Annotated in this window: 7 protein-coding genes; 3 read left to right on the top strand and 4 right to left on the bottom strand. The window is 42.7% G+C overall.

Translation table 11 applies throughout. From position 1 onward, the window contains the following. Window positions 1-303 precede the first annotated feature (303 nt). Together pap and WN50_RS14860 are read left to right on the top strand one after the other, a co-directional pair. Window positions 304-1803 (top strand): polyphosphate:AMP phosphotransferase, encoded by a 1500-nt coding sequence (gene pap, locus WN50_RS14865; RefSeq protein ID WP_046281710.1) that lies wholly within the window; start codon window positions 304-306, stop codon window positions 1801-1803. Between the two features lie 243 nt (window positions 1804-2046). Next, window positions 2047-3033 carry a YdcF family protein gene (locus WN50_RS14860; RefSeq protein WP_046281709.1) on the top strand — a complete coding sequence of 329 codons (987 nt, stop codon included), beginning with the start codon at window positions 2047-2049 and terminating at the stop codon, window positions 3031-3033. 155 nt (window positions 3034-3188) lie between these two features. Here the strand turns inward: WN50_RS14860 and WN50_RS14855 are convergent, their stop codons facing one another. Continuing rightward, window positions 3189-3473, bottom strand: coding sequence for a hypothetical protein (locus WN50_RS14855; RefSeq protein ID WP_046281708.1), 285 nt, complete (start codon window positions 3471-3473; stop codon window positions 3189-3191). 321 nt (window positions 3474-3794) lie between these two features. Then, the gene (locus WN50_RS14850) at window positions 3795-7553 is read right to left on the bottom strand and encodes a PAS domain S-box protein (protein ID WP_049559640.1); all 3759 of its coding nucleotides are present in this window, start codon (window positions 7551-7553) and stop codon (window positions 3795-3797) included. 292 nt (window positions 7554-7845) lie between these two features. On the opposite strand from WN50_RS14850, the gene WN50_RS14845 reads away from it, so the two are divergent. Continuing rightward, complete coding sequence (locus WN50_RS14845; protein WP_049559638.1) at window positions 7846-9435, top strand: Hsp70 family protein; 1590 nt, start codon at window positions 7846-7848, stop codon at window positions 9433-9435. A gap of 1 nt (window position 9436) precedes the next feature. On the opposite strand, the gene WN50_RS14840 is transcribed toward WN50_RS14845, so the two are convergent. Together WN50_RS14840 and WN50_RS14835 are read right to left on the bottom strand one after the other, a co-directional pair. Beyond that, on the bottom strand, window positions 9437-10234 hold the full coding sequence (locus WN50_RS14840) for a circadian clock KaiB family protein (protein WP_049559636.1): 798 nt from the start codon (window positions 10232-10234) through the stop codon (window positions 9437-9439). Between the two features lie 166 nt (window positions 10235-10400). Continuing rightward, a partial coding sequence (locus tag WN50_RS14835) for a type IV pilus twitching motility protein PilT (RefSeq protein ID WP_049559634.1) occupies window positions 10401-11630 on the bottom strand: 1230 nt, incomplete at its 5' end.

The following is an 11630-nucleotide window of genomic DNA, read 5'->3' as shown; positions in this document are numbered from 1 at the left end:
TTTATGTTTCCCATCAATAACTGACATAAACCCGCCCCGTCAGGCGTCTATTGTTTAGAGATCGATCATCTGTAGCATTATTTTCTGTATTTCATATAAGTTGAGGTTTAGCAAGATATATTATCTAATATCAATGTTCTGTCAATCTCCTGAACATTGTACAACGGTATAAAAACGATTGCCTCTGTTCGCCCTGTTAGAACCCATTTCAGACTTGGCGATTTTTAAGATATCCCATCCCAGTTGCAACTGAAGAAAGATTGAGAAGTTAAACTAGACTGGTGATTGTATCTGGATGAATTCATGCTCAACACCCTTGATCTTAGTTTATCTTTCGATAAAGAAACCTATCAAAGCCAGATTGAAAGCTTAATGCAAAAATTGCGATCGCTGCAACAAAGCTGCTGGGAAAAAAAGCTAACTGCAATGATCGCCTTAGAAGGATGGGCAGCAGCAGGAAAAGGGGCGCTCGTCAAAAAAATGGTCGGCTACATGGACCCGCGAGGATTTATCGTCCATCCGATATGGCCACCAACGCGAGAGGAACGTCGGTATCCGTTTATGTGGCGATTTTGGCAAGTGCTACCTGCTGAGGGTCAAATTGGCATTTTTTACCACAGTTGGTATACTCATGTTCTTGAAGATCGCCTGTTTGGACGACTTCCTGAAGCGGAAGTTTCCATCGCGATGCGACAAATTAACGCCTTTGAACGCCAAATGGTGGATGATGGTGTAGTGATGGCGAAATTTTGGATTCATCTCAGCCAAAAAGAACTCAAACGTCGCCTCAAAAAAGCAGCCAAAGATGAGTTGAGAGCGTGGCAAGTTCGTTCAGAAGATTGGCAACAAGAAAAAGATTATGACACCTATTTAGCCTTTGCCGAAGAAATGTTAATTCAGACCAGTACAGGAGATGCACCCTGGACGTTAGTAGAAGGCGATAGTCAACGCTACGCCCGTATTAAAGTGCTTTCAACGATGGTAGCGACTCTCACCGAAGCATTAGATAGGCTACAGGTTCAGCTTCCGCCTGTGAGAACACCCCTACAAGACCATCTTGACCCCACAGAACCCAATCCTCTGTCTCAAGTCGATTTAAAGCCCTCTCTACTAGAGGATGAATACAAACAGCAACTCTCTCAACAACAAGCGCGTTTAGGTAAACTCCAAAAAGAGATTTATCAACAGGAAGTTCCGGTCTTAGCAATCTTTGAAGGGTGGGATGCAGCCGGAAAAGGGGGAGCCATTAAACGGTTAACGGATATTTTAGATCCCAGGAGTTATCAAGTCCAACCTTTCGCCGCGCCCACAGACGAAGAAAAAAGCCATCATTACCTGTGGCGGTTTTGGCGACGTTTACCGCCTGCCGGAAAAATTGGGATTTTTGATCGCAGTTGGTATGGTCGGGTTCTCGTCGAACGAGTCGAAGGGTTTGCGACAGACGAAGAATGGCGACGGGCTTATCGAGAAATTAATGAATTTGAAGAACAACTAACCAGTGCGGGTTATGTATTGGTGAAGTTTTGGTTACACATCGATCCTGACGAACAGCTCAAACGATTTCAGGCGCGTCAAGACAATCCTTTTAGACAGTATAAGCTCACCGATGAAGATTGGCGCAATCGCCAACAATGGCCTTTTTATGAAGTGGCGGTTAATCAGATGATTCAACGGACTCACACGCCGACAGCCCCTTGGACAATTGTAGCCGCTAATTCTAAGTCTTCCGCTCGGGTGCAAGTGGTGGAAACGGTTGTAGAAGCCATTCAACGTGAACTACAACGTCGATCAAAGCAAAAGTAGTCGGAAATCGATTGATTATTCCATCCACTTTACTAATATTGACAAGAGGCTTTCAGCTTCCCACTATTTTCTGTAAACTTTAGCCATATCCAAATCGGAATTGTCATCTCAGTTGGCCCTCAAACCGGGTAAACTGCCCTGGAGAAAGCGGAAGTTTCTGTTCTCTCCAGTTGGCACCGAGTCGGATGGTCTGGGTTGTGAACAAAACACACCTCTAAAAACTCATCTTGAACAACAGACAAAATGTTTGTACAACTCACTCGACTTTTATTGTTGCTGCTAATTGGAACCATTATCTTTAGATTATGGAGACTTTTAGTAAGCAAAGAGGGGAATCTCGTTGGTCGGCTGTGGTTCCTATTGGCTGTATTTTTGTTACTGATTGCCTTTACCGCACCCGATAGCCCCATTGGACTCTCCATTTTGAGTCTTTTGTCCGTGTTTATCAAGCCCCTCGGTTTGTCGATTTTATTGTTGATTTTTGCCGCGACTCAAATTAATAAGGGGGGAATTTCTAATCCAGGCCCGAACTTGATTTTAACGGCTTTACTGATTTTGATTTTGTCGAGTATGCCGTTTGTTGCTCAATGGTTGGCTTTTCAATTAGAAAGGACTGCCATTGAAACGGTTCAAAGTGATTTATGTTGTGGAGAAAGAGCCGAAGCTATTGTTTTACTCGGTTCGGGAACCACTGAACCGAAACTTCCCTATTCCACTCAAGTTCAATTAACTCGTATTGGCGATCGCATTCCCTATACTGCTAAACTCTACAAGGATGGTTTAGCTCCTGTGGTTATCGTCAGTGCGGGTTCAAGAAATGAATACATTCAACCCGTTGTGGAGGCAGACTATATTGCCCGATTGTTGGTCGGAATGGGGGTTCCTTCTCGATCTATTATTAAAGACACATCAGCAGGAACGTTGTATGACAGTGCGGTTTCTATTCAACAAATTGCCAAAAAACAAGACTTAGGACGGGCGATTATTTTGGTGACTTCTGCACTGGAAATGCGTCGAGCGAGCTTAACGTTTGCCCAAGTTGGATTCAAAGTGATTCCGGCTCCGACTAACTTTTATGCTCCTCTACCCAATGAAAAATACCAGCGACGAGTTTCGACGAAAGACTTTTTACCCAGTGCTGAAGCTCTTTTGTTAACGACGGATGTAGTTGAAGAATATATCATTACATTCTATTACTTTATTCGCGGTTGGTTGGCTGCTGGGATTTAACGACTCACAAAAAATTAGCGATTCACAATTCACAATTATTTGGAAATTTTCAAGGGTGCTATCAATTTTCTAAGGCTTTGATTGGGGAGATTTAACCCAGAAGTTGTGAATTGTGAATTGGCTCTAATTCTTCGGATAAAATCAGGGACATTCGTTTACCAATTGGGTTGGGATAAAGAATTCATATTAGGAGATGTAGGAGAAAGTGCATCTTGAAAAGGATTTGAATTTGTCCCCGCCGTATTTCCAACAAAAAAGACTAAGCTAAATAACAGGAAAAACAAATACCAAATTGAATCCCATTCATCAGAAGAATTCCGATAGGATGATTCCCCTTTTCCTCGAGTGGGTTTGACATCAAATTCGATTTCAATTCGCTTCCCTTGAACAGGGCCAGAAACTCGAAAGCCATCAATTTGAACTTGTTCACGCTCTGACATTGGATTTCCTCAAAAACTTACAATCACTTCAACTATTAAGTGAGTACGGGGTTATCATGCGGCTCTCAGGATAAAATCTATAACAGTTATTGCGCGAAGCGCAAGGCAAGAGGCAAAAGCGCTTTCCTTGCGACGGGCGCGGTTTCCGGCGAGACTTAGTTCGCAATCTTAGCAAAGTTTGCAAGAGAGGCAAGAGGCAAAAGGCGGAAAAAAGCTTGGTATAGTGAGGCTTTTGACTTTTCTTCATTCGGTGCGTTTGTAAATATCAGTTCTAGGGATAACTGATGAATTACCCCTAGCAGTTAACAGTTTTGCCTTTTGTTATAATGAACTCTCATCCGCACAAACCACACAATTTCGCCCTCTCGTTTTTGCTTGATAAAGAGCGGTATCCGCCATCCGCAACACCGTTTCTAAGGTTTCTCCCTGTTGCGGAAAACAAGCCACACCAAACGAAGCCGTAATTGCACCTAAAGATTGATTTCGATGATGTAATTGTAAATGTTCAATCGTATAACGAATTTGTTCGGCTCGGGTTTGTGTATCCTGAAGAGAAGCTTCTGGTAAAATTAACGTCAATTCTTCTCCCCCATAACGACAAGCAATATCAGAACTCCGTATATTATTTTTGAGTAATCGAGCAATCGTTTTGAGAACTTCATCTCCCGCATCATGTCCAAACTGATCATTAAACCGTTTAAAATGATCAATATCTATCATCACAATCCCCACAGAATAGTTATTTCGTCTCGCTCGATGAATTTCTCGCTCTAGACATTCTTCTAAATAACGACGATTAAACAATCCCGTCAACGCATCCCGCATACTTTGGGCTTTAAACGTTTCCTGAAGCTTGACATTCGCCAGAGCAACCGCTAAATGTTCAGCAACGGTACGGGCTAACTGTCGTTTGGCTTCGGTTAATTCTCCCGGTGTTGACGCGCTAATATAAAGCAATCCTAAGGTATTTCCTAAAGCCATCATGGGTATACAAAGGGACTCAGCCGGAAGCGGGTGAGCCTGAGTATGTTGACAAAATAAATTTGGAGATTCTGCTTCTACCCAATGAGTTCGTCCCCGTCGCAACGCCCAACATTCATCGAGTCTAAATAGCGTTGGTGTCGTAAAATCTTCTCCCCAAGTGGCAACCACTTCAACATAGTTTTCTGACTCTCCCAACATAAACACACCCCCCCCACAGTCTGGAAATAACGGTTTGAGTAAATCCGCTAACATCTGATAAGCTTCTTGCAGAGAACTGGAAGCTTGCAGAAAACTATTCATTTCTCCTAACAACACCATCTCTTGATGACGCTGTTCTAAAGCATTCATCCCATCCTTTAACTGTTTATTAATTTGGCGTAACTGTTCGCGGGTTTGTTTATTTTCAGTAATATCAATACAAGAGCCAATATACCCAGCAAATTCTCGATTACTCGTTAATTGCGGAAGTCCGGTATCCAGCAGCCAGCGATAGTCCCCATCTGCCCGTCGCAAGCGATATTCTAAAGAAAAGGGTTCCTTAACTTGAAACTTCCGTTGATAGATTTGTAAAAACGCTTCTTTGTCGTCAGGATGAATATTTTCTGTCCAACCGTTACCGATTTCTTCTTCTAAGGTTCGCCCCGTAAACGATAACCAGCTTTGATTAAAAAAGTAACGCAAACCATCGTTTCCGGAAATCCAAATCAACACCGGAGCATGATCCGCCATCAACCGAAATCGTTCTTCACTCTCGCGTAATGCTTCTTCTATCTGTTTGCGTTTACTGATATCTGTCACCCAAGCAAAGGCGCCGACATATTTACCGGATGTATCGAAAATCGGTGCAGTAGAAACAGAGGTCCAAAGACTTTCCCCGCTTGAATGGCGAAATTTTAAATCATGTTGTTCGGAGATTCCTAAACGCCGACGTTCAACATTTGTTACCGCCATTTGCCAATTGTCTTGATCGATAAACTCAAAGATAGATTTGCCGATCATCTCCTCAACAGGATAACCGAGCATTATCGCCATTTGCGGATTAACAAATGTGGTTCTGTTGGCGGTATCAATCATCCAAACTCCTTCAATGCTGGTTTCAATTAAACGACGGTAACGTTCCTCGCTTTCACGTAATGCTTGTTCGATTTGTTTCTGTTCACTAATATCACGGCTACTGACTCGTCGCCCTAACCAACATCCATCGCTGCTATAAACCGATTGACAGTGATGAGCAAGCCAGCGAATTTGTCCGCTACGAGTAACAATGCGAAAATCCATGAAGTGGGGTTGATTCTCGTGCAAATGTTCTTGCAAATATTCTAAAACTATCCCTCGATCTTCGGGATGAACAATGGCGATCAAAAGTTGTGGGTTGCGGATAAATTCTTCGGGAGAGTATCCTGTAATGCGTTCACAGGAGGGAGACACATACAAAAAGTTGCCTTCGGGATCAATCCATGATTCCCAATCATAGGTGAAGTTGGCGACGGTTCGGAAGCGTTCTTCTCTCTGACGAAGTTCGACTTCTACTTGTTTGCGTTGAGTGATGTCTCGGGCGACAGCATAAATTCGATTCTCTTCAACAACAGGCGTTGCAGTCCACAACAGCCAACGATAAGTTCCGTCATTGCAGCGATAACGATTTTCAAATTCTAGGGTTTTTTTACCATTTTTTAAGCGTTCGAGTTCTGCGATAGTACGATCATAATCTTCGGGGTGAATCAATTCCAGAAAAGGTTGTGAAAGCAGTTCATTTTCAGTGTAACCGAGTGTTTGTTCCCAAGCGGGATTAACTCGTACAAAATTACCGTCAAAATTCGCAATACACAACAAATCACCGGAAAGATTAAAAAAGCAGTCTCGCTCTTCTTGAGTTTGAATGCGTTCGGTAATATCGGTTTGAATACTGACATAATGGGTGAGTCGTCCTTCGGGATCTCGCACTGGAGAAATGGTGAGTTCTTGCCAAAATAATGTTCCGTCTTTCCGATAGTTTCGTACAATCACAGAACAACTTCGTTCTTCACGTAAAGCTATCTCTATTTCTTCTAAACCGGGTTGATTGAGATCTTCTCGATACAAAAAGCGAAAATTTTTCCCAATTACTTCCGCCATCTGATAGCCTGTCATCTGTTCAAAGCCAGAATTGACGTAAATAATCGGATTCTCGGTTTGCGTCGGATCGCTAATCATAATTCCACTATGACTAGATGCGATCGCTCGTTCTAATAGTCTGAGTCGGGTTTCTTTCTGATTTCGCTCCCAAATTTCTCGGTGTAAACGCAGGTTTGTTTCTTCGACTGCTAGGGTTCGTTCCCGCACTTTGACTTCTAAATTGGCTTTGGAAGTTTTTAGGGCAAGTTCTGCTTTTCGTCTTTGTGCTAATTCATTTTCAAGCTGTGTAACTAAGGAGGCTTGCTGTATCGCGATCGCCACTTGTACGGCTAATTGTCGCAAAAAATCTATTTCCCAATCCATCCAATTTCGAGGTTTTGAGCAGTTTTGAGCCATTAATAATCCCCAGAGTTGATGATCGCAAGCGGTTGATTTTTTTCCGGTGTGAGTCGGTGTTAGTAAAATCGGTAAGACTAAATTGGCTCGGATTTCTAATTGTTCTAAAAATTCATCATAACACAAGATTAAATTGGCTTTTTCTCTATCTTCAAAGACATGAATACTATCCGGTTGATAAAATTTTTCTTTAATGCTTTCCCAACAAGGATCGTAGATGTTTCTACCTTGGAGTGACCATCTCGGTGTTTCTACGGATTCCACGATAATTTCTCCATCCCAATTCGGTTCAAAACGGTAGAGAATCACTCGTTCGTTTTGTAAAAAATGACGCACCTCATTCACCGTTGTCTGCAAGATTTCACTGAGATTTAAAGATTGACGAATCCGTAAAGATACGGAGGATAATAGATGATCTCGTTGAGATTGTAACTGAAGAGTTGTCATATATTCTTGCAGTTGTCGTTCTAGATTTAACCCGAGACAATCGAGTAGTTGTTTCTTTTCTGCTCGTAGCTTCTGCACCTGATCACTGAGATTTGAGATGATCGTGTTGACTTCTTCTTTTTTGTCTTCAGAGTTCATCGTATTTTTCCTTGAATAACTGCTTCTCGGTGAATTCTCTAATTCAAAGATAGAAATAAAAAGATCAATTTAGTTATCAATGTAATTTTTTTTTCATAAATCTTTATATAAGAATATTTTAGCTCAATTTATAATTGATCCAAATCAATTTATACCTGAGAAAAAAAGAGTCGCGTTCAGAGGAGTTCAAGAGCGGAAAATCAGCGAACTCAGGGATTTTTCTGCGGTTCAACGCCGGAGACAGAGATCTTTTGGGTTAAACTGGTTTAGACTTGTTGTACAATTAGAGTGAATGACAATCGCGATTGATTTTGGCACCAGCAATACTGTTGTTTCCCGTTGGAATCCAGCCACACAACAGCCTGAAACCTTGCGGCTTCCCGGATTATCCTGGATTTCGGCTCAAAACCCTCCCCTGATTCCCAGTTTACTTTATGTTAAAGATGCCACTGCGGATCAGGTCGTTTTAGGTCAGCAAGTGCGAGATCAGGGTTATGATATCAGCAGCGATCATCGTTTTTTTCGCAATTTTAAACGGGGAATCGGCACGAACATTCAGGGATTTCTCCCCGAACTTGATGGTCAGGTTGTCACTTTTGAACGGGTCGGAGAATGGTTCCTCACTCAAGTTTTAGAAGCAGTTCGAGGGATTCCTTTACCGATAGACTCCTTGGTGTTTACGGTTCCGGTTGACAGTTTTGAAGCCTATCGCTACTGGTTAGGTCAAGTTTGTCAGTCTCTCGAAGTTGAACAGGTGCGAATGTTGGATGAACCAACGGCTGCGGCTTTGGGATATGGACTGACGGAACAAGATGTGGTATTGGTAATTGATTTTGGGGGCGGAACACTCGATTTATCTTTAGTTCGTTTAAACACAACGGTACAAAATAAACCGTTAGGGTTTATTCTCAAATGGGGTCAAAAATCCTTTGCAGAATCTTCCGGACAAAAGCCAAAAACAGCCCGAGTTTTAGCAAAAGCAGGTCAAAATTTGGGCGGTTCGGATATTGATCATTGGTTAATTGATTATTTTGCCCAAACCCAGGGATTAGAAAAAACCCCGCTAACGACTCGTTTGGCTGAACGCTTAAAAATTCAGCTTTCCTTACAAACTCAAGCGACGGAAGTGTATTTTAATGATGAAACTTTAGACAGTTATGAATTGGAGTTGAGTCGAGAAAAATTTGAGGAGATTTTAACCCAACATCAGTTTTTTAAAAATCTGGATCGGGCGATGAATCAAGTGTTACAACAAGCCCTGCGTCAAGGAATTGAGAAGAGTAATATTAGTAGCGTTTTATTAGTGGGGGGAAGCAGTCAAATCCCATCCGTTCAAACTTGGGTAAAACAATATTTTGAACCTGAAAAGATACGCTGTGAGAAGCCTTTTGAAGCCATTTCTCATGGAGCATTACAACTGAGTCTCGGGACTAAAATTGAAGATTTTCTCTATCATAGTTATGGGATTCGTTATTGGAATCGTCGGGATAATTGTCACAGTTGGCATCCGATTATTCAGTCGGGTCAAGCTTATCCGATGACTGAACCTGTAGAATTAGTTTTAGGGGCTTCTTTAGAAAATCAGCCCAGTATTGAATTGGTGATTGGAGAATTGGGGGCGGAAACGGGAGGAACAGAAGTCTTTTTTGATGGCGATCGCTTAGTCACACGCAGTACCGCCGGAAAAACCCCCGTACAGGCGTTAAATGATACCCCAGAAGGGCGCAGTATTGCTCGATTAAATCCCCCAGGACAGCCCGGACGCGATCGGATTAAGGTGTTATTTTCAGTCGATGAAAAGCGATTTTTGCTCATCACCCTAGAAGATTTACTCACCAATGAAATGTTAGTGAATAATCAGGCGGTGGTGCAGTTGAGTTAGTTTACTGCTCTAAAGTTCCGAGCAACCGCAAAATCATGTCAACATCATTCAATTCTCCCACAATTCGCCGGATCGGTTTCGGCCAGACTTTAATTAAAGTGGGAGTGGCAGAGATTTGATCGACTTCTGCTTGTTCAGGATGCTTCAACACGTCAATGACTTTTAGGGTGTAAGGGTGACTTACGGATCGTTCTAAAAGTTGATGAAGTGTCGCTAAAGTGCGTTCAGTGGCTAAACTATGACCGGAAACAAATAAACGTAAAACATAACCCGCCGTTTGTGGTGAATTGACTTCTGAAGATTGATCAGCACGCAAACTTTGCGATCGCAATGTCGAAGTCACTTCTCGTCGGTCAGCATCAAGTTGAGTATCCATTTTTTGAAACTGTACAACCAGGTCGTGATTTTCCCAGAGTTGGGGAAATTGATGATAATAAGTAGAAATGACGAGAGGATTGCATAATTCTTCGGGTTCTCGAGTGGGTTGCCAAATTAAATTATCTGTACCAAACACGGCATTGAGTAAGGTTTGATAACGCAATACAGGGGGATAGGCTTCGGCTGATCGTTTAACGGTTTGGGTATTGGGATCAAGCCACTGATCGAGGGTTGCCGTGTAACAAGGAACTAAAAAGTGAGGGGTTTCTGACAATCCCAACATTTCCTGTAAAGCCGCACATAAATGTAGATGCCATCGACGCCGTTTCGTGGGGTCGATACAGTAGATTAAATCTCCCCCGGGTGTAAAAAGTGCAATTCCTTTGAACAAAAGGGGATCTGTAGGTTTAGCAGAATTCAAGGATGCCTATTGAGGAACCAAAGGAATTGGATATTTTCACAAATCAATACAATTGAAGTGTGAACTGCGATCGCCAAATTCGGCTGATAGAATACCTCACAATTCACACTTTACCCCAGAGTTGACAGCAAGGGGTTAAAACTTCAGACTTTTCTTAGAGTTGAGACTAAACCCGACCTCGCAGCATTTGACCCATCTCATTCGGGTAGGGCGACATTTCTAAACAGGTTTCTTCGGTAATCCGACCTTCTTGATAGAGGATGTAAAGAGATTTATTCATCGTGGTCATGCCCTCATAAGTATCTTTGAGCATGATTTGGTTAATTTCTTCGTACTGATCTTTAACGATGTATTCTTTGATGACATCAGTATTGATTAAGATGTCATGAAAAGCCGCCCGTTTTCCATCGGTTGTTTTACAGAGTAACTGAGCAATAATCGCGACTAACGTTTCAGAAATTGACACTTTAATTGATTGTTGTTCTTCGGCGGAGAACATATCCAAAATCCGAGTTAGGGTTTTAATTGCGCTGTTGGTGTGTAAGGTTCCGGCTACCAAGTGACCTGTCGATGCGGCTTTTAGGGCAATTTGCATCGTTTCTTTATCCCGAATTTCTCCGACCAGCATCATGTCCGGGTCTTGACGCAACGCCCCTTTTAAGGCATTAAAAAACTTCAACGTATGGCGTCCGACTTCCCGGTGTTTAATCAAGGCTTTTTTACTTTCGTGAACAAATTCTACCGGGTCTTCAATGGTGATAATATGATAGGCAAAAGCTTTATTCATGTAGTCAATCATCGCCGCCAGGGTAGTAGACTTACCTGAACCCGTCGGCCCGGTGATTAACATTAATCCTTTGTGATAGTGACAAATCTTTTTAAAGACTTCCGGGAGATTGAGTTGCTCCATTGTCAGAATTTTAGCCGCAATCAATCGTAATACCATTGACGGGCCTCTCAACGTATCAAAGGCACTAATCCGCACCCGCACAAAGCCAAAGTCAAAAGCACCGTCAAAGTCTAAATTTTGTTGGAAATATTCGATTTCATCATCGCTCATACATTCGCGCAACCAACTCATAAAGGTATTCAAGTCGGTGACGGGATAGCCTGTGGGGGAAATATCACCCCGTTTGCGGAACCGAGGTTCTTCATTCACCCCGATGTGAATATCTGAAATTCCTTCGTCATTGGCTCGAATTACAATTTCTTTGAGGGTGGGATTTCCAGGCGTTGGGCCTGATCCTCGGGGAGAACCTGCGGCACCTGTTGCGACAGGTTGAGCCAATTGAGGGGCGGAAGGGACTGTCTGTTGAGAGACGGTTTGAGGCGCAGTCGGAACAGCAACTTCACCGGAAACCCCGTCAGTGCGAGGGGCTTTTGGGGGTGCAGGGGG

This window comes from Limnoraphis robusta CS-951 (assembly GCF_000972705.2).
This window is presented reverse-complemented; position numbering and strand designations above follow the sequence as displayed.

Excerpts from the sequence above, each read along its gene's own strand:
- WN50_RS14850 (WP_049559640.1), bottom strand. The coding sequence starts at position 7,553 with ATGAACTCTGAAGACAAAAAAGAAGAAGTCAACACGATCATCTCAAAT.
- WN50_RS14855 (WP_046281708.1), bottom strand. The coding sequence starts at position 3,473 with ATGTCAGAGCGTGAACAAGTTCAAATTGATGGCTTTCGAGTTTCTGGC.
- WN50_RS14860 (WP_046281709.1), top strand. The coding sequence starts at position 2,047 with ATGTTTGTACAACTCACTCGACTTTTATTGTTGCTGCTAATTGGAACC.
- WN50_RS14845 (WP_049559638.1), top strand. The coding sequence starts at position 7,846 with ATGACAATCGCGATTGATTTTGGCACCAGCAATACTGTTGTTTCCCGT.
- pap (WP_046281710.1), top strand. The coding sequence starts at position 304 with ATGCTCAACACCCTTGATCTTAGTTTATCTTTCGATAAAGAAACCTAT.